At 70.5% G+C, this 22,588-nt stretch carries 16 protein-coding genes; 11 read left to right on the plus strand and 5 right to left on the minus strand.

The genetic code is table 11. The features are described 5' to 3' along the window. Positions 1-35: 35 nt before the first annotated feature. Positions 36-488 carry a gamma-glutamylcyclotransferase family protein gene (locus Aph01nite_RS01330; protein WP_204038832.1) on the minus strand — a complete coding sequence of 151 codons (453 nt, stop codon included), beginning with the start codon at positions 486-488 and terminating at the stop codon, positions 36-38. A 122-nt stretch (positions 489-610) separates the two neighbouring features. On the opposite strand from Aph01nite_RS01330, the gene Aph01nite_RS01335 reads away from it, so the two are divergent. Then, positions 611-2,002, plus strand: coding sequence for an NAD(P)H-quinone dehydrogenase (locus tag Aph01nite_RS01335; protein WP_204038833.1), 1,392 nt, complete (start codon positions 611-613; stop codon positions 2,000-2,002). A 56-nt stretch (positions 2,003-2,058) separates the two neighbouring features. Here the strand turns inward: Aph01nite_RS01335 and Aph01nite_RS01340 are convergent, their stop codons facing one another. From Aph01nite_RS01340 to Aph01nite_RS01350, 3 genes are all read right to left on the minus strand, one after another. After that, the gene (locus tag Aph01nite_RS01340) at positions 2,059-3,318 is read right to left on the minus strand and encodes a pentapeptide repeat-containing protein (protein WP_204038834.1); all 1,260 of its coding nucleotides are present in this window, start codon (positions 3,316-3,318) and stop codon (positions 2,059-2,061) included. 127 nt (positions 3,319-3,445) lie between these two features. After that, a complete protein-coding gene (locus Aph01nite_RS01345) occupies positions 3,446-4,825 on the minus strand; it encodes a hypothetical protein (RefSeq protein ID WP_239161307.1) in 1,380 nt (459 codons plus the stop codon). A 95-nt stretch (positions 4,826-4,920) separates the two neighbouring features. Further along, entirely contained in the window at positions 4,921-6,666 is a 1,746-nt protein-coding gene (locus Aph01nite_RS01350; protein ID WP_204038835.1) for an acetyl/propionyl/methylcrotonyl-CoA carboxylase subunit alpha, read from the minus strand. A 213-nt stretch (positions 6,667-6,879) separates the two neighbouring features. Here Aph01nite_RS01350 and Aph01nite_RS01355 point away from each other — a divergent pair, with 213 nt between their 5' ends. Beyond that, positions 6,880-7,152: a WXG100 family type VII secretion target gene (locus Aph01nite_RS01355; protein WP_204038836.1), complete on the plus strand. Its 273-nt coding sequence runs from the start codon at positions 6,880-6,882 to the stop codon at positions 7,150-7,152. Between the two features lie 427 nt (positions 7,153-7,579). On the opposite strand, the gene Aph01nite_RS01360 is transcribed toward Aph01nite_RS01355, so the two are convergent. Then, positions 7,580-13,120: an FtsK/SpoIIIE domain-containing protein gene (locus tag Aph01nite_RS01360; RefSeq protein WP_239161308.1), complete on the minus strand. Its 5,541-nt coding sequence runs from the start codon at positions 13,118-13,120 to the stop codon at positions 7,580-7,582. 1,951 nt (positions 13,121-15,071) lie between these two features. Here Aph01nite_RS01360 and Aph01nite_RS01365 point away from each other — a divergent pair. From Aph01nite_RS01365 to Aph01nite_RS01405, 9 genes are all read left to right on the plus strand, one after another. Continuing rightward, positions 15,072-15,767 carry a hypothetical protein gene (locus Aph01nite_RS01365; RefSeq protein WP_204038837.1) on the plus strand — a complete coding sequence of 232 codons (696 nt, stop codon included), beginning with the start codon at positions 15,072-15,074 and terminating at the stop codon, positions 15,765-15,767. A 3-nt stretch (positions 15,768-15,770) separates the two neighbouring features. Beyond that, positions 15,771-16,559: a MinD/ParA family ATP-binding protein gene (locus Aph01nite_RS01370; protein WP_204038838.1), complete on the plus strand. Its 789-nt coding sequence runs from the start codon at positions 15,771-15,773 to the stop codon at positions 16,557-16,559. Beyond that, complete coding sequence (locus Aph01nite_RS01375) at positions 16,556-17,854, plus strand: TadA family conjugal transfer-associated ATPase (protein ID WP_204038839.1); 1,299 nt, start codon at positions 16,556-16,558, stop codon at positions 17,852-17,854. The genes Aph01nite_RS01370 and Aph01nite_RS01375 overlap by 4 nt, the downstream gene beginning before the upstream one ends. After that, positions 17,851-18,756: a type II secretion system F family protein gene (locus tag Aph01nite_RS01380; RefSeq protein ID WP_204038840.1), complete on the plus strand. Its 906-nt coding sequence runs from the start codon at positions 17,851-17,853 to the stop codon at positions 18,754-18,756. Before Aph01nite_RS01375 ends, Aph01nite_RS01380 begins: the two co-directional genes overlap by 4 nt. After that, a complete protein-coding gene (locus tag Aph01nite_RS01385) occupies positions 18,753-19,709 on the plus strand; it encodes a type II secretion system F family protein (protein WP_204038841.1) in 957 nt (318 codons plus the stop codon). Before Aph01nite_RS01380 ends, Aph01nite_RS01385 begins: the two co-directional genes overlap by 4 nt. Beyond that, positions 19,710-19,940, plus strand: coding sequence for a hypothetical protein (locus Aph01nite_RS01390; RefSeq protein WP_204038842.1), 231 nt, complete (start codon positions 19,710-19,712; stop codon positions 19,938-19,940). A gap of 107 nt (positions 19,941-20,047) precedes the next feature. After that, positions 20,048-20,434, plus strand: coding sequence for a TadE family protein (locus Aph01nite_RS01395; protein WP_275418234.1), 387 nt, complete (start codon positions 20,048-20,050; stop codon positions 20,432-20,434). Positions 20,435-20,520: 86 nt separating this feature from the next. Beyond that, on the plus strand, positions 20,521-20,886 hold the full coding sequence (locus Aph01nite_RS01400; RefSeq protein WP_204038844.1) for a TadE/TadG family type IV pilus assembly protein: 366 nt from the start codon (positions 20,521-20,523) through the stop codon (positions 20,884-20,886). 80 nt (positions 20,887-20,966) lie between these two features. Further along, complete coding sequence (locus tag Aph01nite_RS01405; RefSeq protein ID WP_204038845.1) at positions 20,967-21,365, plus strand: pilus assembly protein TadG-related protein; 399 nt, start codon at positions 20,967-20,969, stop codon at positions 21,363-21,365. Positions 21,366-22,588: the final 1,223 nt, after the last annotated feature.

Genomic DNA, 22,588 nt, shown 5'->3' on the forward strand with positions numbered 1-22,588 from the left:
TCATTCATCAAATTTTCAGCGAGATTTCCCAACCCTCAGTCGCCGAGGGATTTGCACGGCCGGGAGCGCAGGTCCTTCACGTAGTCGTCCGGGGCGCCGGCCTTCTCCGCCGCGTCCGCGATGATGCCCAGATAGCGGGCCGAGGGCAGGCCGCCCTCGTAGGAGTCCAGCACGTAGACCCAGGCCAGCACGTCGCCGTCCAGGGTCGCCACCCGGAGCCGGACCCGCCGGTAGATGCCCAGTTCGAGGCCCGTCCACTGGTCCAGGGAGGCCTCGTCCCACTCGGGCACGTCGTACAGCACCACGAAGACCTGGTCGTGCCGGTCCTCCACGATGGAGGCGAGGGCGCCCTCCCAGTGCACGTCCTCGCCTCCGAAGGTCAGCCGCCAGCCGACCAGCCAGCCGGTGCCCCGCATCGGAGAGTGCGGGGCACGCTCAGCCATCTGCTTGGGGTCCATGTTGCTCGCGAACGCGGCGTAGACAGGCACAGCGTCCTAGCGTAATCCAAGATCGCTATGCGGCGCCCGGTCGCGGCCATTCCGCGTAGGCGCGTCCATTGCGCGTAACCCCATTCGTTAAGCACCCGGGCGTATACGCGAGAATGGGGTATGTGACGAGGATCGTGATCATCGGTGGCGGGCCCGGCGGCTACGAATCGGCCTTGGTCGCCGCGCAACTCGGCGCCCAGGTGACCGTCGTCGAACAGGACGGGCCGGGCGGCGCCTGCGTGCTGACCGACTGCGTGCCGTCCAAGACCCTGATCGCCTCGTCCGTGCGCAAGCAGGCGCTGCTGGACGCCGAGTCGCTGGGGGTCTACCTCACCGGCGGCGAGGACGGCGACGTGGGTGACGCCGTGGCCGACATGCCGCTGGTCAACGGCCGCGTCAAGGAGCTCGCCCGGGCCCAGTCCGCCGACATCGCCGCCCGGCTCTCCGCCGAGAACGTCGAGGTCATCCGCGCCCCCGGACGGCTGCTCGACCCCCAGTCCGTACGGGCGGGGGACCGCACCATCCGCGCCGACGTGGTCATCGTGGCCACCGGAGCCACCCCCAGGGTCCTGCCCGGCGCCGAACCCGACGGCGAGCGCATCCTCACCTGGCGTCAGATGTACGACCTGACGGAGCTGCCGGAGAACCTCATCGTGGTCGGCTCCGGGGTGACCGGGGCCGAGTTCGCGGGGGCGTACCAGTCGCTGGGCTCCGAGGTCACGCTGGTGTCCAGCCGGGACCGCATGATGCCCAACGAGGACGCCGACGCCGCCGAGGTGCTCGAAGCCGTCTACCGGCGGCGCGGCATGAACGTGATGGGCCGCTCCCGGGCCGCCTCGGTCAAACGCACCGCGCACGGCGTCGTCGTCACGCTGGAGGACGGCAGGACCGCCGAAGGCACCCACTGCCTGATGACCGTCGGCATGGTGCCCAACACCTCCGGCATCGGCCTGGAGGACAACGGCGTCAAACTCGACCGCAACGGCTTCATCGAGGTGGACAAGGTGTCCAGGACCTCGGCCCCCGGCGTGTACGCGGCGGGCGACTGCACCGGCGTGCTCATGCTGGCCTCGGTGGCCGCCATGCAGGGCCGGATCGCCGTCTGGCACGCGCTCGGCGAAGCCGTACAGCCGATCCGGCTGGCCACGGTGGCCTCCAACATCTTCACCGACCCCGAGATCGCCGCCGTCGGCGTCTCGCAGCGGCAGGTCGAAGCGGGCGAGATCGAGGCGAAGGTCGTCAAGCTGCCGCTGGCCACCAACGCGCGGGCGAAGATGCAGGGCTTCAACGACGGCTTCGTCAAGCTGTTCTGCCGCCCGAACACCGGCATCGTGCTGGGCGGCGTGGTCGTCGCGCCGCGCGCCTCCGAGCTCATCCTGGCCCTGTCCGTGGCCGTCCAGCACCGGCTGACCGTGGACCAGCTGGCCCACACCTTCGCCGTCTACCCGTCGCTGTCCGGCTCGATCACCGAGGCCGCCCGGCGGCTCATGTCCCCCCTGACCGCCGGGATCTAGCCTCCGTTTAGTGCGATAGCTGCTGACCTGCGACGAAGCGCCATCCGCGAAACCGTTTAGCGGGGAGCCCGGCCCATGGTGGCCCTGACCCGGTGCAGCGCCTGCCGCCCGTGATGCACGGCCACGGCCGCCGCGTGCAGCTCACCGGGCGTGCGGGCCAGCATCAGCGCCCGCTTCGCCGCCTCGTACGCGTCCAGCGCCGCCCGCCAGTCGTGGCTGGGCCCGCTCACCGCATTCACCTTCATCTCGAAGTCCAGCGTGTCGATCTCCTCGCCGAACCGGGTCACGTCCTCCTCGGCGGCGTGCCTGGCCATCGTGAACGTGGCGTGGGAACGCTTCCTGCGGCCGCTCGTGAGGCCCCAGACCAGCAGCGTCATGCTCAGGCCGAACGCGCTGACCAGCACCACGATGAACGCGGGCGACAGGCCGCCCGACGACCTCCGCGCGGGCTCGGTGTCGCTCTCCCCGCCGGAGGGCTCGCCGTCCCCGGCGGGCGGTTCTGTCTCGGTGGCGGGCGCGATGACCGCGTCGTCGGGCACGTTGGTGCCCTCGCCGCGCGCCCCCGTCAGGTTCAGGTCGCTCGCCTGGATGAACGAGGCGCCCTCGATGATGGCCCCGGTGAAGTCGGCGCCCTGCAGTTCGGCCTGGGTGAAGACGGCCTCGGTCAGGTCGGCGTCCTTGAACACCGCGTGCTGGAGCGCGGCCTGGCCCAGCTTCACGTCCTTGAGCTTGGCCCCGGTGAAGTCGGCCGTCCGCGCCTTGATCTGGCCCAGGGTGGCCTGGTTGAGGTCGGCCCCGCCCAGCTTGGCGTTGGTGAAGGTGGCCTGGGTGAGCACCGCCCGGGTCAGCACCGCCTTGCGCAGGTCCGCGTGCGGGAACTCGGCCTGGCCGGCCTCGGCGTCGATCAGGATCGCGTTGCGCAGGTCGGCCTGCTTGGCCCGCAGCTGCCCGAGGTCGGCCGCGGTCAGGTCGGCGCCGCGCAGGTCCGCGTACTCCAGGTGGGCCTGGGTGAGGTCGGCCTCCTTGAGGGACGCGCCGCGCAGCACCGCGCCGCTCAGATCGCGCTGGGTCAGGTCCAGCTCGTCCAGCTTCGCGTTGGTGAGCGTCGCGCAGCGCAGGTTCGCGGGCAGCTGCTCGACCCGGGTGAAACGTTTGCCGGCCAGATTCGGGCCGCTCCCGACCGCGCACGGACGGGCGGCGGACTCGGCGGGGCCGGCCGGCAGCATGATCGCCATGGCGAGGCCGAGTAAGACGGTGATGAGCGCGGCGGCTAAAGCCACGAAAAGCGGGGTGATTCGGGGGGTGATGCGGCGCACGGGGTCCTCCTGGGGAAACACCAGGATTCTCCCATGGCCGCTTGAAATCCCCTTGCAGCCGTCTTACCGGCAGTCCGGCCAGCCCCAGCCGTTCCAGCTGTCCCGCCGTCCTGCCGGTTCGGCCGGTTTACCAGTCGCCGCCGCCGAAATCGCCACCACCGAAGTCGCCGCCGCCCCAATCGCCGCCGCCGCCACCCCAGTCGCCACCGCCGCCGTCGGCGGCCAGACCGTCGGCGTAGCCCGCGCCGTACCCACCCATGCCCCAGCCGCCGAAGGCGCTGCCGAGCATGGTGCCGACCAGCATGCCGGTCAGCAGGCTGCCGCCGTCGAACCCGCCGTAGTACCCCGACGCGTACGGCTGGTAGGCCGGGCCCGCGTTCCAGTACGGCGCGCGCTGCCCGTTGGGGAGCACGACCTCGCGCATCTGCGGGTCGAAGCCGCGCTCGATGGCCTGGGCGTCCATCGCGCAGGCGGGCACGTCCCTGAGGGCGCCGCCGGGCGGGGCCCAGCGCACGTTCCGGACCGAGGGCCCGTGCTGCGGGTTGAAGAAGCAGGGGGCCAGCCGCTCCGGCACCGGCTCCTGGTTCATCTTCGCCTTGACCACGGCCAGCGCGTAACGGCCGTCCTCCAGCGTGGCGGTGACCGTGCGCAGCTCATCCGGCCGCTTGGTCGCGGCCAGTTCCGTCTTGGCCTTCTCGTAGGAGTCGAGGGCGTGCTGCCAGTCGTGGTCGGTGCCGGCGGCCGGGAGCATGCGGGCGTCCAGGTCCAGCGCGGTGATCTCCTCGCCGAACTTGGTCACGTCCTCCTCCACCGTCCGCTTGACGGCGGCCAGCTCGGCGGCCTCCCTGGCCTCACGCTGCCGCTTCATCCGGCGCGAGATGAACCACAGGCCACCGCCGCCGACCACGGCGACGCCGAGCAACCCGTACCAGATCGCGGCGGAGCCGGCGCCCGGGTTGGCCATCGACTCCGGCCGCTGCGCCTTGCGTGATTCACCGCCGGCGACCAGGTTGACCCGGTTCACGAAGTCCTGCATGCCGGTGACCACGTCGCCGTTGTGCTGGGTGGCCAGATTGGCCAGGATGGCGGGCGCGCCGCTCGGGATCGCCGAGGACCCCGCGAACAGGCTCATACCGTCCAGCACCGCCACCGTGGCGGCGGATCGGCCGGCCTTGTCGAGGGCGGCGATGGTCCGGGTGATGAACTGGCCCGCCTCGGCCTCGGTGACCGAGCCGTCCGGCAGCGCCACCGCGTAGATCTTGGACTTGGAGCCCTTCAGTGCCTCGCGCACACCGGACTGCTGCTCGGAGCTGAGCGGTGAGCCCGACAGGACGAAGAGCGGGTCTCCGGACCGCCAGGCGGCCACCGCGGTCGCGACATCAGGCGGAGCGGCGGCGGCGTTGGCCACCGGGGTGAACAGGAACGTGGAGAAGAGCAGCGCCACCAGCCCGGTCAGCAGAGCCGCCGCGGCGGCCTTCAGGCGGGTCGGCGAGTGGGTCTTGGTCACGGCTTTACGGCCTCCTTCGCCCTTCAGGACGAACGGCGAGTCGCGATGGTTCCTCACTGACCACCGTATCCGCCGGACGGCGGACCCACGCACGCTCAGGCGTCCTTGATCTCACAGATGACCGAACCGGCGGTGACCGTCTGGCCGACCGCCGCCGCCAGGCCCGTGATCGTGCCGGATTTGTGGGCGGTCAGCGGCTGCTCCATCTTCATCGCCTCCAGCACGACCACGACGTCCCCGGCGGACACCGCGTCCCCATCCGCGGCCACCACCTTCACGATCGTCCCCTGCATCGGGCTGACCAGCGCGTCCCCGCTGGTCACCGCCTTCCGGGCCGAGCCGCCGCCGCGCCTGGGCGCCCGCCGCTCCTCTTTCACGCCGGTACGGCTCCCGAACCCGGCCGGCAGCACCACCTCCAGGCGTTTCCCGCCCACCTCCACCGTGATCCGCTCCCGGGCCTCGGGCTCGGCCGCCTCGGAGGGCCCCTCGTACGGCGGGATCCGGTTCACGAACTCGGTCTCGATCCAGCGGGTGTGCACCGAGAACGGCTCACCGGTGAACGCCGGGTCGGTGACGACCGCCCGGTGGAAGGGCAGCACGGTCGGCATGCCGTCGATCTCGAACTCGGCCAGCGCCCGCCGGGCCCGCTCCAGCGCCTGCTTCCGGGTCGCGCCCGTCACGATCAGCTTCGCCACCAGGGAGTCGAACGACTGCGGGACGGTCATCCCGGCCTCGTAGCCGGAATCCAGCCGTACGCCCGGACCCGCCGGGGTGCGCATCGCCAGCAGGGTGCCCGGGGCGGGCAGGAAGCCTCGGCCCGCGTCCTCCGCGTTGATCCGGAACTCCAGCGAGTGGCCGCGCAGCACCGGGTCGTCGTAGCCGATCGGCTCGCCGTCGGCGATCCGGAACATCTCGCGGACCAGGTCCACGCCCGCGACCTCCTCCGTCACCGGGTGCTCCACCTGGAGGCGGGTGTTGACCTCCAGGAAGGAGATCGTGCCGTCCTGGCCGACCAGGAACTCGCAGGTGCCGGCGCCCACGTAGCCCGCCTCGCGGAGGATGGCCTTGGAGCTGTCGTACAGCAGGGTCAGCTGCTCCCCGGTGAGGAACGGCGCGGGGGCCTCCTCGACCAGCTTCTGGTGGCGGCGCTGCAGGGAGCAGTCCCGGGTGCTCACCACGACCACGTTGCCGTGCGTGTCGGCCAGGCACTGCGTCTCCACGTGGCGGGGGCGGTCCAGGTAGCGCTCGACGAAACACTCGCCCCGGCCGAAGGCGGTGACGGCCTCGCGGACCGCCGACTCGTACAGGTCGGGGATCTCGGCGAGGGTCCTGGCCACCTTGAGGCCGCGCCCGCCGCCGCCGAACGCCGCCTTGATCGCGATCGGCAGGCCGTGCTCCGAGGCGAAGGCGACCACCTCGTCCACGCCGGACACCGGGTCCGCCGTGCCCGCCACCAGCGGCGCGCCCACACGCTGGGCGATGTGCCGGGCCTGGACCTTGTCGCCCAGCGCCACGATCGCCGACGGGGGCGGGCCGATCCAGGTCAGGCCCGCGTCCAGGACGGCCTGGGCGAAGTCGGCGTTCTCGGCAAGGAAGCCGTAACCGGGGTGCACCGCGTCGGCCCCGGTCTCCCGGGCCACCGCGAGGATCTTCCCGATGTCCAGGTACGTCTCCGCCGGGCTCTGGCCGTTCAGCGCGCGGGCCTCGTCGGCCGTACGCACGTGCAGCGCGTCCAGGTCCTGGTCGGCGTAGACGGCGACGCTGCCCAGGCCGGCGTCCGCGCACGCGCGGGCGATCCGAACGGCGATCTCGCCGCGATTGGCGATCAGGACCTTCTCCACCGGATCTCCTCCCCTGACTTCAAGCCTGACATGGGGAAGTGTAAGCAGGCCCTTTGTGGTTTCCGATCCGGCCCCTTGCTCTTTTACAGATCCCTACTAATACGGCTGGCTGACGGCTCCTGACAGCTCTCATAACCGCTGGGCATAACCGGGGCAATTCCCGTCCCCGAGATCTACGGTGAGGGCGCCCATACGTCGGCGAAGGGAAACGAGATGAGTCACAGCTTGCTCGGCGGCGACCCCGCGGAAATGCAGAGCATGGCCGCGCAGTTCACCCAGCAGGCAGACCAGGTCCGGGCGACCATGGCCAACCTCGACCGCGAAGCGGCCAAGGTCGGCACCGTCTGGACCGGCGCCGGAGCACAGCGCTTCAAGGACTCCTGGCAGAGTTACCGCGCCGCATTCCAGCGCATGTCCGAGGAACTCAACGAGGCGTCCCGGGTGATCAACACCTACCGAGGGAACATCGAGTCGGCGACCCGCTGACCCGGGGTTCGGGACGGCGGCCTGGATGGGAGTGGCACTCCCCGACACAACCAGCAGGCCGCGCCCCAGCCCGTACGGACGAACCGGCAGGGCCCGCGCCCCTGCCTGTACCCGGTCAGGACCTGTATCCCTGTTTCGCAGGGAGATGAGCCGCCCCTGCCCGTTAGAGGCGACTGGCAGGGGTCCGCGCCTCCTGCCTGTGCCTGGTCAGGACCTGTGCCCCTGTTTCGTGGGGAGATGAGCCGCCCCTGCCCGTTAGAGGCGACTGGCAGGGGTCCGCGCCTCCTGCCTGTACCTGGTCAGGACCGGTGCCCCTGTCTCGTAGGGGACGAGCCGCCCTGCCCGTGAGAGGGGGCAGGGTCCGCGCCCCCGCCGGGTTGGGACACGATGACGGGGGCTTTTGGCTTTCCTGGGTTTGGGAGACGCTCTAGATCGGGTTGGGGACGGCGGCGTGGACAGGGGTGGCGGTTCCTGAGACGACCAGGAGGCCGCGTCCTGGAGGGCCGCCGGTGGCGCCTCGGGGGAGGCGGACGTTGAACAGGTCGCCGTCGGCGGGGCTCTGTACGGACAGCAGGACGCCGGTGCGGGATTTACGGGCTTCCGCTACGAAGCCGCGGTAAGCGGTGGCCAGGTCTCCCGTCGTTCCGGCGATCAGCAGGGCGTGTTCGCCGTCGCGGGCGGTGCGGTGGATCTCGTCCAGGGCGGAGCCCAGCGCGGAATCCGGGGAGATCAATTCGGCGTCGTCGACGATTACGACGTATCTGTGCCGTTCTTTGTGGTGATCTTCTTCTTTGGTGTCGCTCTGATCTTTAATCCGTCCGGTCTGTTCGGCCAGGAGTTTGAGCGGATCGACCGCGCCGGGCAGGCCGCCGAAGCTTTCGCCGCCGGCGGAGTCGTCGCGGAGGCTGCGGGCGTTGCCGTCCAGGACGGCCAGGACGCCGCGCAGTTCTCGGAGCGGGCTGCGGCGCGGGGTGATGATCAGGACGGGGACGCCCCGGTCGAGCAGGTCCTGGGCGGCGGTCAGGAGGGTGGAGGAGCGGCCCGATCTGGCCGGTCCTGCGACGATCGCGGCGGGGCCGTGGGCCAGCAGGTCCAGACCCGAGGGAGCGAGGGCGTCGCCGCCCGCTCCGATCAGAGCCCAGAGGGGGGATGGCGGGGTGAAACCGGGGGACAGGTCCATGACCTGGGCCGCCGTGATCCGGGTCGGGAGGGCGTCCACCCGCAGCGGCTGCTGGTCCCGGGGTTCCTTCACCGTGCGGGCCAGCGCTTGCAGGGCCGCGACCTGGGCGGGGCCGGAGGGGTCGTCGGCGAGCAGGGCGATCTGGCTCTCGACCACGCCCTGCTCGGTCATCGCGAGGGCGCGGCCGTTCGGCATGGCAGCGGGCAGGTTCTTGGCCGGAAGCCCGGCCAGGCCGTAGTCGGCGGGGTCGGCCAGCCGGAGGATCAGACGGTCCTCGAAGACGGTGGAGATCTGGCCGAGCAGACCCGACCGGTCCGAGGTGACCACGGCGCGCAGCCCCACCGCCGGGCCTTCGCGCAGCAACTGGAGCATCGAGTCGAGCAGGCGGCCGTAGTCGTAGTTCTCGAAGGCGGCCACGTAGCCTTCCCAGCGGTCGAGCATGAGGATCAGCCAGGGCTCGCGCAGGCCGCCCGCGCGGGCCTCGGCCAGTGAGGCGTAGCCGGCGTCGGCCAGGACATGCTGGCGGCGGGCCACCTCGGCGCGCAGCCGGGTGAGCAGGCGTTCGACGCGCTCCAACTGGTCGCGGGTGACGACCGCGCCGCAGTGCGGCAGAGCGACCAGCGGCAGCAGGGCGCCGGAGCCGCAGTCGATCACGTGCAGGTGCACATCGTCGGCGGAGGTGTTGGCGGCGATCGATCCGGCGATCGTCCGTAGGGCGGTGGATCGTCCGCTTCTGGCGGTGCCGGCGATGAGCAGGTGGCCGGTACCGAGGGCCAGCGGGCGCGTGCGCTGATCCCACGGCAGGTCGGACAACCCGAACGGGATCTCATCCTGCTGCCCGAGAGCCTGCCGGGAATTCCGCTTGACTCCGCTGGAGCCCTGTCGGGGGGAGTCTTCGTGGAACGCGCCGAAGGCTTGCTGCGCGGAGTTCTCGTGGCGTGCGCCGAGGGCCTGTCGTGCGTAGTCATCGCGGAACGCACCAGAGGCTTGCCGTGCGGAGCCTTCGTGGAGCGCGCCGGAGGCGTGCCATGGGGCGTCCTCTCGGGATGCGCCGGACGCTTGCTGTGCGGAGTCTTCGTGGAATGCAGCGGAGGCTTGCCGTGCGGAGCCTTCGTGGAGTGCGCCGGAGGCGTGCCATGGGGCGTCTTCTCGGGATGCGCCGGACGCTTGCTGTGCGGAGTCTTCGTGGAATGCAGGGGAGGCTTGCCGTGGGGTGTCTTCGTGGAACGCGCCGGAGGCTTGGCGTGAGGTGTCTTGGAATGTGCCGGACGCTTGCTGGGCGGAGTCTTCGTGGAATGCGCCGGAGGGCGGTCGTGCGGGGTTCTCCTGGAGCGTGCCGAGGGTGATCTGCTCAGGGAGCGGGGGTAACCAAGGGCTTGGTTGCCGGGGGATGGAGTGGGTGACGGTGAGGACCTGGTCGACCAGTCTCGCCAGGTCGGTGGTGCCGGAGGTCTCGATGCCGCTCCTGGTGGCCAGCGGGTGGCCGAGCGCTGCCCAGGAGAGGTCGGTGACTCTCAGTTCGCCGTGGGAGCCCGGGCCGCCGGGGGCACGGCCGCCGATCCGCGCGGCCTGCACGGCGACCGAAGCTCCCGAGCCGGAGCGCACGTAGCATCGGCCCGGCAAGGTCTTCGGGATGTGTGCGGCTTCGGGGCCGTCGATCACGTCGGCGGACTCCTGGGTGTCGGTGACCCGCAGGGCGATGCGCAGGGAGGTGTTGGCCTGGATGTCGGCGGTGACGACGCCGGCGGGCCGCTGGGTGGCCAGGACCAGGTGGATGCCCAGTGACCGGCCTCGTCTGGCGATGTCCACCAGGCCGTCCACAAAGTCGGGCAGTTCGGCCACCAGGGCGGCGAACTCGTCGATGATCAGTACCAGCCGGGGGAGCGGCGGCAGCTGCGCGCTCGCGGTCGTCCAGACGGCGCCCGCGCTGGGCCGGTCGAACAGGCCGGTGGCCTTCGCCTGGGTCACGCCGGACGCGCCCAGCACCCAGGTCGTGCCGCGTTCGGCCGCGTCTCTGGCCTCCAGGTAGTCGTCGATGTCCTTCGCGCCCGCGTTCAGCAGCAGGCGCTCCCTACGGCGGATCTCGGCCGCCAGGGAGGTCAGGGCGCGCTGGGTGAGGTGGCCGTCCAGGTCGCTGACCATGCCGACGGTGTGCGGGAGGCGTACGCACTCCTTGAAGGCGGCGCCGCCCTTGTAGTCGATCAGGACGAAGGTCATCTCGTCGGGGCGGTTGGCTACGGCCAGCGAGCTGATCATCGTCTGGAGGAGTTCGGACTTGCCCGCGCCGGTGGTTCCGGCGATCAGCGTGTGCGGGCCGTCCCGGCGCAGATCCACCGCGTACGGACCGTCGGGGCCGACGCCGATCACGGCGCGGGTGTCGCGGCCCGGGGCTTTGCCCAGGTCGATCAGGTCGAGCAGGCGGGCGGAGCCGGGGAGCGCGGTGGCGGGATCGTCGCGGCTCACGTCGCGGAGTGGGGCCAGGGCGCGGGCCACCCGGTCGGCCCAGCGGGCGGAGACCTGGTCGGCGCGGATCCGGCCGAGGGCGTCGAGGCCGCCGCCGCGCAGCCGGAGGGTGCCGTCCGCGGCGCAGGAGACGACGGTCGCGCACTCCTCGGGGAGCAGGGCTTGGTCGTCGTCGATGGCGATCGTGTAGACGCCCGCGGGTGGACCTTGGCGCAGCACCTGGGGCATGCCGGGCAGGCCGCGCAGGACCTGGGCGCCGTCGAGGACGACCAGGACGTCGTACGGGCGTTCGTCGTAGGTGCCGAAGGTGGGTTCCGCGGGGCGGGGGGTGCCGCGGCCGAGATCGTTCCAGCCGGTGGGGCCGCCGGTGAGCCTGCCGGGGCGCAGAAGAGGGGCGTTCTCCTCGTCCAGGCGTTCGGTGATCAAGGCGGCCAGCTCCGCGACGCGGCGGGCGGCGGCGTCGGGGTCGGCGCCGATCAGGGCGACGCTGTCGGTGACGTGGGTTACGCAGTGCGGGAGCCAGCGGACCCAGCTCCACTGGTCGGCGCCGTCGGGGTGGGCGGTGAGGACGACGACGGCCAGGTCGCGGGGGCTGTGCAGGGTCGCGGCCTGGCCGACCAGCCAGCGGGCGGTGTTGAGCGCGACCCTGCGGGGGCCGGTGAGGCCGGCCACACCCAGGCGGCGCATCGCCAGGGCCACGGGGACGTTGCGGGCGGTGGGAATGTCCTTCTGGGGCGGCTCGAATTCGATCTCGGCGGGGAGGTCGGCGAGGCCGACCCGGAGACGGAGGGCGTCCTGGTCGTGGGTTCTGCGTTCCCAGAGGCGGCGTCTCGGGCCGGTCGCGGTGAGGAGGAGTTCGGCGGGGTCGGGGGCGGCGGCGCGGCGGGCCTTCTCGTCCTCGGCGCGGGCGGCTTCGACGCGCCGGGTGAAATCCTCGAGTTCCTGGCGGTAGTCCTTGAGGGCCTGGCGGTGCTGTTTGCGGCCGTGGCGGCGGTCGCTGATCCACTGGCCGATCATGATCATGGGGGTCATGAAGGCGATCAGCAGGAAGTACCAGGCTTGGAAGACGATCGCCATGACCAGGCCGAAGACGGCGGGGAGGAACGCCGCGAGGAGTTGGAGGCGCATTCCCTCGGCGCGTTTGGGCTCCTGGGGGACGGCGAAGGAGATGGTTCGTTCCGGGAGGCGCAGGCGTGGGGGGCGGTTGTAGGCGAGGCCGCCGTCGGGGAGGGCGTCCAGGTGGGCGTCGGGGGGTTCGATGGGGCCCACCGAGAAGACCGAGTTGCCGCAGGACAGCATCGCGCCCTCGTCCCAGGCGACCGCTTCGTTGACCGCGTTGCCGTCGAGAATCGGGCCCTTGGATCCGGGCGCGTTGCCCAGGAGGGAACCAGCCGTGCTTCCTCGGCCGGAGCCGGATGTTCCTCGGCTGGATCGGGGCGTGCTTCCAAGGATGGAGCCAGGTGGGCTTTCTCTGCTGGAACCGGATGCTCCTCGGTTGGATCCGGGCAGGCTTCCAAGGATGGAGCCAGAGGTGCGCCCTCCGCTGGAATCAGACGTGCCTCGGTTGGATCCGGGCGCGTTTCCTTGGGGGGATCCAAGGTTCGATCCGCTGTCCCGGGTGGATCCGTTCTCTCGGAGGGTGGGTCCTCGTTCGTCCCTCGAATTCCTAGGAGATTCTTTCCAGAATTCCTCTTCCGCGTCTCGCGAAGGGCCGGGGCGAGCGCTGGATGACCTCGGGGTGCCGGCGGGATCCGCCGAGGTTCTGAAAGGTGATCTGGATTTCGTCGTCGGGGGGTCGGTCGGGGTTCTGAAGGATGAGCCGGCCTCGATGGTGATTCCGGAGGGGATGAGGCGGATGATCGCCGCTTCGGTGCCCAGCGTCGGGTCGGGGACGGTGATCGCGCAGGCCGGGTCTGAGCCGATGACGTGGGTGCCCAGGGCCAGGCGGTGTACGGCGCCTGCTCCTGGGCCGCCGACCACGCGGAGTTCGACCATGCCGGCGGGTTCCTCGATGACGGTGGCCAGCGCGGATCGGCGGTCCAGGGCGATGCGGTCGCCTTCGCGGAGCAGGCCGAACACGCGGGCCGCGGGGTCCAGGCGCTGGCCGTCGAGCCAGACCTCGGTGTGGCCGGGGTCGGGGGGTTCGCGGTCCATGCCGTACGGGGCGCGGGCGCGGGGGAGGCGCACGACGTTCGAGGGGCGGGAGTTGGGGCTTTCCAGTGCCCTGGCCAGGGCGGCGACGGTGGTGCTCTCGTCTCCTTCGACGAGGACGTCGCGGGCGGCGGTGGCCCCGGGGGTTCCGACCACGCTGATCGTTATCCGCATGTGCGGCTCCAATGCTGGGGGGCGGGGTCAAGGTACAGAAGCCGCCCTGGGGGCTCTCCTGGTATGCGGATTCGGTAACACGCGAGCCATTGAAGCGGACTGTGGACACGTTCGTGTTGGGGGTTGTGGATGACTGGGTGGAGCGGTGGATATCTCTGTGGATAACTTCTGACCCTGTGGACAAAGTTGGACCAATCCACCTGCGACCAGCGCATGAAGTGCTTGTAATCGTTTCGATAAACACGAATCGCATTCATGTTCACTGAACAACCCTGTGGATAACTTTGCTTCGTGGGGGCCTGTCCGCGGTCCTGGTGACGTCCATGGGTACGCCGATGCCGGTGCTTCGGATCGGTCCCGAAGTTGCCGAGTTCTCCCACCCACCCACCCTTTTGTTCTTCCGGGGCTCCGCCCCTCCGGTCTGGTCGGCTCCGCCCTTCCCGGCTTGCCCTTCCGGGCTCCGGTCCTCGCGCCTTCCGGCTCCGCCCTCCCAGCCTTCCGGCTTGCCCTTCTGGGCTCCGCGCTCCGCGCCCTCTGGGCACTGCCTCTCCCGCGCCCTGCGCTCCGCGCCCTCGGGGCACCGCCTCTCCCGCGCCCTGCGCTCCGCACTCCGCACTCCGCACTCGCACTCCAGGCTCCGCGCTCCGCACTCCAGGCTCCGCGCTCCGCATTCCGCGCTCCGCATTCCAGGCTCCGCATTCCAGGCTCCGCGCTCTGCATTCCGCGCTCCGGGCTCCGGGCTCCGCATTCCGCGCTCCAGGCTTCGGGCTCCGCGTTCCAGACTCCGCGCACCAGGCTTCGGGCCATCTGGCTTCGTGCCTTCCGGTTCCACCTCTTCCGCGCTTCGGGTTGCGGGCTTCGCCTCCTCCGGGCGCTGCCCCACCCGATCCGCGCCTCCCGATCCGCGCCTCCCGATCCGCGCCTCGCGCCTTCGCGCTTGGCCCTTCGTGTTTCGTCCCATGCCGTGGTGGCCGTTGCAGGGGCTGTGGATGCATTCCGCTCCTGCTGGAGAGCCGGGCTCTTGCTTCCCCCTCCTGGTTCCATGGCGCCTTGCCGGGCGGCTCGTTTGGTCGGGGTTGTGTACTTGCTTCTGCTTTCGGCGTTGGCGGGGTGCCCGCCCTTTGATTCGCTGACGCGAAACCGCCGACAACAGGGCGGCCTGGAGGCTATCCGCACTATGCGCAGGTTGCGCCGTGCCCAGGTTGTGGCCAATTCGGTCAATTGTCGTGTCATTAGTCATATGTCCCGGCTTGGCAGGTCGGGGGGTGCGGACCGAACAACGCAGATCGCAAGCGGCCGGGGCGGCGAGAAAAGACGCCAGCCCCTGGTTGGGCGGGCTCCCGCGCCACAAGTCCGGACATGAGCGCAGCCCCGATTGAACGCACCCGGCTGGTTCGGCGTAGCAACCAGTGAAGGCGTGGGAACGGTCGAAGTCGGGGATCGGCTGGGCGCGCATGGATGGTCGAGCGTTCCAGGGGGCGGGTGCGTGGGACGAGTAGGGGCATATGGCTCCGTCGCGTGGGGGCGAGGGGTGGGTGGGAGGGGGCCACCCCCGGGCATTCCTCATCTGGCGATCTCCACAATGAAGCCACGGCAACAAGTTTTGTCAAGACAATAGTCAAGGCGATTCGCGTTGACATTTCGTACACTCTTGACTTTTTGTGGTTATGTTGTGTTAAGACAGTATCTCAGGAAGATCCGGTAGTCATGTTACGCCTGTTACCAGTGTGACGAACCTATCGCTTGACCTGCGGTAATACTTTTCTCGTTGACGGGATGACCTATAACCGATAAGCATGGGTCCCTCGTTTTGGGAATCAGTGCCGGTCGGTGATGTCCATAATGGCGTGAAATTTCGCGCGAATCCGAAAATGTTTTGATCGGCCCTCCTCGTGATCATGTGGCTTTGTGCCGCGTGCGCGTGGACTTGGACTCTGGGAGCCCCCCACCCATGAGGATCAGCGAGAAGCCCGCCCGCGAGAGCCGTACCGGCCCGGTGGAACGATCTGGCCTGTCCGGACCCGCCGCGCGGAAACTGCCGGTGCCGCCACGCGAGCGCAAGCCTGCCCTCGCGGCGCTGGCCGTGCTCCTCATCCTGGGCGGAGCGCTGGCGACCACGCTGCTGGTGCTGCGCAGCGGCGACCGCGTCTCGGCCGTACGGATCATCGAGCAGGTGGGCGCGGGCGAGAAGATCCCGGCGTCCGCGCTGCAGGAGGTGCAGATCGCCGAAACCGGGATCGACTACGTCGCCTGGCGCTTCCGGGACCGCGTGCTCACCACCTACGCGTCGGTGACCCTGCTGCCGGGCACCCTGCTCACCGAGAACATGACCAGCACCGAGAGCGAGCAGCTCGGCCCAGGCAAGGCGCAGGTCGGACTCGCCCTGAAATCGGGGCAGGCGCCCGTCGGGCTCACCAAGGGCGACATCGTCCAGGTGATCTACGTGCCCGCCGCGGGGCGCGGCGCCACCGCCGCCTCCCAGCAGCGCATCCTCGCCCAGAACGCCCTCGTGCACAGCGTCGGCGCGCCCGGCCGCGCCGCCACCGGCCTGGTCACCGTGATCGTGGACACCGCGGTCTCACCCACCGTCGCGCAGTACGCCTCCAGCGGCGAGATCGCCCTGGCCGTGCTTCCCGGGGCACGGTAGCGAATGGCACTGATCGTCCTGGCCGCCGACAAGGGGGCCCCGGGAGTGACCACCGCCGCGACGGCACTCGGCGCGGTGTGGCCGAGGCCCGTGCTGCTGGCCGAATGCGACCCGTCCGGAGGTGATCTCGCCTACCGCCTGCCGGCCGCCGACGGCGGCGTGCTCAATCCGGGCCGCGGCCTGCTCAGCCTGGGCGCGGTGGCCCGCCGCGGCATGCACGCCGAGCAGGTGTACGAGCACACCCAGAAGCTGGTCGGCGGCCTGGACGTGCTGGCCGGGCTCACCAACGCGGAACAGGCCGCCGGCCTGACCTGGCTGTGGAGCCCGCTCGGGCGCTCGCTGGCCGCGCTGCCGCACACCGACGTGCTGGCGGACTGCGGCCGGCTGGGCGCACACCCGGCCGTCAACGACCTGCTGGCGGAGGCGGACCAGATCGTGCTGTTCACCCGGGCCAGCCTCGACCACGTGGCCCACCTGCGGGAGCGGCTCACGCTGCTCAAACAGCAGGTGGGGGTGGTGGTGATCGCCGACCCCAGGGCGTACAGGTCAGAGCTGGACGAAGTCCGGCGGATCGTGTCGGGCTGGGACGTCGCGTTCGTCGGCGGTCTCGCGTACGACCCGAAGGGAGCCGAGCTGCTGCGCGGCCAGTGGGGTGGGCGGCTGGACCGCAGCATGCTGATCAGGACCGCGCGGGAGCTGGCCGGCCGCCTGGCCGGGCGGGTGGCTGAGGCCGAGCCACGCCGGGTCAACGGGCGGCCGATCGTGCCGGGGCCCCGCGAGGAGAGCCCATGAACATCGACCACACCCTGGTGAAACGCTTCCGGCAGGAGGTCGGCGACCGGCTCGCCCACCAGCGCAGGCTGGACCAGGCCAGCGGCCTGCTGCCGATGAGCGGCGAGGACGAGCGGCAGTTCGCGCGGGCGCTGATCGCGCAGGTGCTGGAGGAGTTCGCGCGCAGCGAGATCGGCGTGGGCCGCACCCCGCCGAGCGCGGAAGAGGAGGAGGCGCTCGCCGCCGGCATCCACGCGGCGCTGTTCGGCGTCGGCCGGCTCCAGCCGCTGCTGGACGACCCCGAAGTCGAGAACATCGACATCAACGGCTGCGACCGCGTCTTCGTCGGGTACGCGGACGGTCAGGAGCTCACCCACGAGCCGGTCGCCGAATCCGACGAGGAGCTGATCGAGCTCATCCAGATCCTCGCCGCCTACTCCGGCCTGTCCTCCCGCCCGTTCGACACCGCCAATCCGCAGCTGGACCTGCGCCTCCCGGACGGCTCACGCCTCTCGGCCGTGATGGACGTCACGGTGCGCCCCGCGATCTCGATCCGCCGGGCCCGGCTGGGCAAGGTCTTCGTCAGCGACCTGGTCGGCAACGGCACGCTCACGCCCGAGCTGGGCCGGTTCCTCTCGGCCGCCGTCTCGGCCAGGAAGAACATCATGATCGCCGGGTCCACCAACGCCGGGAAGACCACCCTGCTGCGCGCGGTGGCCAACGAGATCGCCCCGGTGGAGCGCCTGATCACGGTGGAGCGCGCCCTGGAACTCGGCCTCGACCAGTTCCCCGAGCTGCACCCCAACGTGGTCGCGTTCGAGCAGCGGCTGCCCAACTCCGAGGGCCAGGGCGAGATCAGCATGGCCGAACTGGTCCGCCGCTCGCTGCGGATGAACCCGTCCCGCGTGATCGTCGGCGAGGTGCTCGGCGACGAGATCGTCACCATGCTCAACGCGATGACCCAGGGCAATGACGGCTCGCTGTCCACGATCCACGCGAACTCCTCGATCGAGGTCTTCAACCGCATCGCCACGTACGCCCTGCAGGCCGAGGAGCGCCTCCCCATCGAGGCCAGCCACATGCTCATCGCGGGCGCCATCGACTTCGTCGTCTTCATCGAGAAACGCAATGACTACCACCGGGGCGGGCGGTTGCGCCGTTTCGTCTCCTCGGTGCGCGAGGTGGCCGGCTGCGACGGCCGGGTGCTCTCCTCGGAGATCTTCATCGCCACCGACAACGGCTCCGTCGTCCCGCACGCCCCCATCGCGTGCATCGAGGAACTGGCCGAACACGGCTACGAAGGAGCCTGGTCATGATCCCACCCGGCCTCCTCGACCCGCTCGTGCTGATCTCCGGCGCCGCCATCGGCGGCGGCCTCTTCCTCCTCGCCCTCGCCCTGTACGGCAGGCCGCCCCGCCCCGCGGGCCCCGACGGCACCGCCCGCCGGATGGAACTGCTGCGCACGCTCTCCACCAGGACCGCGGTCGCCGTGATCACGGCAGCCGTCGTCCTCGTGCTGACCGGCTGGCCCGTCGTCGCCGTCGGCTCGGCCCTGCTCGTGATGGCCTGGCGCGGCCTCACCGGCGGCGCCGCCGAGGAACGCGGCTCGATGCGCCGCCTGGAGGGCCTGGCCGCCTGGACCGAGTCGCTCCGCGACACCATCGCGGGCGCCGCCGGCCTGGAGCAGGCGATCCCCGTCTCCATCCGGGCCGCCGCCCCCAGTCTGCGCCCGCACCTGCGCGCCCTGGTCGACCGCATGCACACCCGGATGGCGCTCTCCGACGCGCTCCGCATGTTCGCCGACGAACTCGACGACCCCTCCGCGGACCTGGTCGTCGCCGCGCTGATCCTCAACTCCAAGCTGCGCGGACCCGGCCTGCGGGACGTGCTCTCCGCGCTGGCCCTGTCCGCCCGCGAGGAGCTGGACATGCGCCGCCGGGTCGAGGCGGAACGGCGCGCCACCCGGCGCAGCGTGCAGATCGTGGTCGGCACCGCCCTCACCTTCGCGGCCTTCCTCGTGATCTTCAATCGGTCGTACGTGCAGGAGTACAACTCGCTGCTCGGCCAGGCCGTACTCATCGTGGTCGCGGCCCTGTTCGGCGCGGGATTCGCGTGGATGCGGCGGCTCGCCCGATTCGACCAGCCGGCCCGGATCCTCGCGCCGTACCGCAGGCCGGATGTCGCCGCCAGGCCCGAGGAAGCCGAGGTGCCCTCATGACCGAGACCGTGCTCGCCGGGGCCGTACTCGGCCTGGGGATCTTCCTGCTGCTGCGGGCGCTGTTCCCGCCCCGGCCCGGCCTGGTGGCCCGGCTGGCCGCGCTCGACCAGGCCAGAGCCGGCGAGGACGTGGTGCGTGCCCCGCTGGTGGCCCCCGACGAGCAGGTCAGCGCCTTCCGGCGCTCCCTGGGCGTACGGCTGGCCAAGTTCTACCAGGCCCGCGGCTGGGAAGCCCGTTCCGTACGGGCCGACCTGACCCTGCTGGGGAAGTCTTTCGAGGGTTTCCTGGCCACCAAGGTGCTGCTCGCCGTGTCCGGGCTGTTCGCGTTTCCGCTGCTGGTCGGGTGGCTGGCGGTGATGGGCTGGGGCGTCTCCCTGCACGTGCCGTTCTGGTCGGCCCTGCTGGTGTCGGTGGTGTTCTTCCTGCTGCCGGACGCGCAGATCCGGCGTGACGCGGCCGTACGGCGTCGCGATTTCCGGCACGCGGTCGGGGCCTTTCTCGACCTGGTGTCGATGAACCTGGCCGGTGGCCGGGGCGTGCCCGAGGCGCTCCTGATGGCGGTGTCCGTCGGCAGCCCCGCCCCGGCCGCGAACGGGTCGCTGGCCGACGCGCCCGGGTCCAACTGGGCGATGGAGCGCATCCGGGAGTCCCTGGCCAACGCCCGCATCGTCGGCATCACGCCGTGGCAGGCGCTCGGCCAGCTCGGCGACGAGATCAACGTGGACGAACTGCGCGATCTGTCCGCCGCGCTCGGCCTGGTCGCCGACGACGGCGCGAAGGTACGGGCTTCGCTGACCGCCCGATCCGCCACGCTCCGGCGCCGTGAGCTGGCCGAGATCGAGGGCAAGGCGGGCGAACGCTCCCAGTCGATGCTCGTGGCTCAACTGCTGCTGTGCGCCGGCTTCGTGATCTTTCTCAGTTATCCGGCAGCCATGAAGATGTTGGGGTCTTAAATGATCGAATACCTGGTAGCGATGCTGAACGTACGCATTCAGCAGGCACGCAACGCGCCCACCCGAGGGGCGTCCGCCGTGGAATGGGTCATCATCACGGCCATCATCGCGGGGGTCGCCCTGGGGCTGGCCACGCTCATCAAGGGTCTGGTCGAGGGGAAGTCCGCCGAGATCAGCAGCAACTTCGGAGGTGGCGGCGGGGGCGGCGACGGGAGCGGTGTCGGCCAATGATCCAGCGGAACTCCGCAGGAACCCCCTCGCGGACCGTCGTCGGTTCGCGTCGCCGTCGGGCTGGGGGTGATGGTCGTCGTCTTCGGCGTGGAGAGCGTGGGGCGACGGTGATCGAACTGGCGATTCTGATGCCGGTCATTCTTGCGGTGGTTCTGCTCGTGGTGCAGATGGCGCTGTGGTTCCACGGTCGGCAGGTGGCGGACGCGGCGGCCCGTGAAGGCGCCAGGGTCGCCCGATCCGCCGGCGCCTCGGAGGCGTGGCCCACCGAAGCCGAGGCCAAAGCCACCCAGATCATCCAGGCGATCGGCCCGGAACTCCTCCAGTCCGCCACGGCGACCGCCTTCGAGGAAGGCGACCAGCGCGGCGTCGAGGTGACCGGAACCGCCGTCCAGGTCGTTCCCCTGCTCCCCGAACTCGCCTTCACGATCACCGCCAGATCTGGGGGCCCGATCGAGTGTTTCCGTCCCGACGACGGGAGCGACACATGCGAGTGACGCCCTCTCGTGACCGCGTCCACCAGCGCCGCCCGCGCATCGGAGCTGTCAGGAACGTTCACGACGTACGCCGTGAGCGTGGCTCGATGACCGCGGAAACGGTGATGCTGGCCCCCGTCTTCCTCCTCTTCCTGATGTTCCTGGTGGGTGCGGGCCGCGTCGTCGAAGCCCAGGGCGAGGTCAACGGCGCAGCCCGGGACGCCGCTCGGGCCGCCTCCGTCCAGCGAACCGAAGACGCCGCCACCGGCGCGGCCGAGCAAACCGCTCAGTCAGTCCTGGGAGAGGAGTGCCCACCCCAGGTGAGCATGGCCGGCACCGAGTGGGCCGAAGGCGGCGTCGTGGCCGTAACCATCACCTGCGAACTCGACCTCGACTTCCTCGGCTTCGGCACCACCAAGCAAATGACCGGCAACTCAGTCGTCCCCCTGGAACAGTTCCGGAGGGTCGAATGACCAACCCCCCTTGCCGTCCATGGTCTGCGTGCGCCTCTCCGACCGGTTTCCTGGGCGGGCCTCGCCGTGAGCGCGGTTCGATGTCCGTGTTCGTGGTGTTGTTCTCGGTGGCGGTGTTTCTGCTGGCGGGGCTGCTGGTGGATGGCGGGGCCGCGATCAACTCCCGGCTCAAGGCGGCGGACATCGCTGAGCAGGGTGCGCGGGGGGCCGCCGACCAGATCGATGTCGAGAACCTGCGTGCCACTGGTCAGGTACGCCTCCTCGGCGACGCCGAAGTCTGCGGCCGAGCCGAGGAGATCATCACCGCTCATTCCCTGGACGGCGTGCAGCTCACCGAATGCACGGTCGGCGGCGGGCAGACCGAGGTGACCGTCGGTGTCAGCGTGCACTGGGACGCCTTCTTCCTCTCCGTCATCGGCTTCGGCGGCGCCGACATGACCGCGGTCGCCACCGCGATCCCAGACGAAGGAGACGCATGACCCCTATGCCGATCCGGTCGAATCGCTGGCCCACCCCACGACCGCTCACCACCCTGAAAGGGCCCACCGCCACCCACACCCCCGGGGAGGTCTGACGCATGCCCACGAACCCCACCCCCCACACCCCGTCAGACCCACCCATCCCACCTCAACGCCCCATCCCCCGCTCCGGCGAACCCGGCGACGTCCCGGTAGCCGGCTTCCCCAAGCCATTCCTCGCCACCCACACCCTCACAACCTCCACCCAAACCCAACCACCTGCCATCCCACCCCAACCGGCTGCGGCCTCAACCGCGATCCCAGCCCAACCTCCTCCGGCTCCAACTGCGATTCCAGCCCAACCGTCTGCGAGTCCAACCGCGATTCCAACGCAACCTCCTGCGAGTCCGACTGCGATTCCAGCCCAGCCGCCCGGGATTTCAGCCGTGATCCCAGCCCAATCGACTGGCAGTCCGCCTCAAACGGATGCGCATCCGGCCAGGCCAGAGGCGCGTTCAGTTCCGGCCGCCACCCCAACCCCCAAAACCGACTGGGTACGCGCCTGGTACGCCGACCGCAAAACCGCACCTTCCCCCGACGACCACCACCCCCCCCACCCCACCCACGGCCGCCCGCTGACGGACCCATTCAGCAGCCCAAAGCCATGGAACTCCCTCAAAGACCACCGCGTCACATCACTCCCCACACCCCCTCAACCCGCCAACCCACCCGGAGATCCCACCCCTCACGCCACCCCTGACGACCACCCTGCAAACGGGCACCAAACCGGCCCATCCCCCACCTCATACGGCGACCAGCTCGTCGCGGGCTCCCCAATGGTTCCCCGCCCCGGATACCCCGCAGAGGCTTCGTCCTCAGCGGCCCCAACACGCGATCGGCATACCGGGGCTTCGTCCAATCGCCGGCCGGAAGGTACCTCCTCGCAGAACCCGAGCCGAGGCCACGGCCAGGGCATCGAGCAGGGTCCGGACCAGGGCCGGGTCCAGGAGCAGGGCCGGGTGCAGAGCTGGGGCCAGGAGCAGGGCCGGGTGCTGAGCCAAGGCCCAAGCCCTGACCCGGGCCACGGCCAGAGCCAGAGCCGCGGCCAGAGCCAGAGCCAGGGCCAGAGCCGCGGCCAAGGACAGGGCAGTAGGCGCAGCCAGGGTTATGGGCAGGACCAGGAGCCGTGGAAGAGGGGTCGGGAATCCTTCGAGGAGCAGGACGGTCGAGCCTCCGGCGATATA

The organism is Acrocarpospora phusangensis, assembly GCF_016862995.1.
Classification (GTDB): Bacteria; Actinomycetota; Actinomycetes; order Streptosporangiales; family Streptosporangiaceae; genus Acrocarpospora; species Acrocarpospora phusangensis.

Coding starts and splice junctions, on each gene's coding strand:
- Aph01nite_RS01405 (WP_204038845.1), top strand. CDS start 20,967: ATGTCCGTGTTCGTGGTGTTGTTCTCGGTGGCGGTGTTTCTGCTGGCG.
- Aph01nite_RS01385 (WP_204038841.1), top strand. CDS start 18,753: ATGACCGAGACCGTGCTCGCCGGGGCCGTACTCGGCCTGGGGATCTTC.
- Aph01nite_RS01380 (WP_204038840.1), top strand. CDS start 17,851: ATGATCCCACCCGGCCTCCTCGACCCGCTCGTGCTGATCTCCGGCGCC.
- Aph01nite_RS01355 (WP_204038836.1), top strand. CDS start 6,880: ATGAGTCACAGCTTGCTCGGCGGCGACCCCGCGGAAATGCAGAGCATG.
- Aph01nite_RS01390 (WP_204038842.1), top strand. CDS start 19,710: ATGATCGAATACCTGGTAGCGATGCTGAACGTACGCATTCAGCAGGCA.
- Aph01nite_RS01360 (WP_239161308.1), bottom strand. CDS start 13,120: ATGCGGATAACGATCAGCGTGGTCGGAACCCCCGGGGCCACCGCCGCC.
- Aph01nite_RS01365 (WP_204038837.1), top strand. CDS start 15,072: ATGAGGATCAGCGAGAAGCCCGCCCGCGAGAGCCGTACCGGCCCGGTG.
- Aph01nite_RS01370 (WP_204038838.1), top strand. CDS start 15,771: ATGGCACTGATCGTCCTGGCCGCCGACAAGGGGGCCCCGGGAGTGACC.
- Aph01nite_RS01375 (WP_204038839.1), top strand. CDS start 16,556: ATGAACATCGACCACACCCTGGTGAAACGCTTCCGGCAGGAGGTCGGC.
- Aph01nite_RS01400 (WP_204038844.1), top strand. CDS start 20,521: ATGACCGCGGAAACGGTGATGCTGGCCCCCGTCTTCCTCCTCTTCCTG.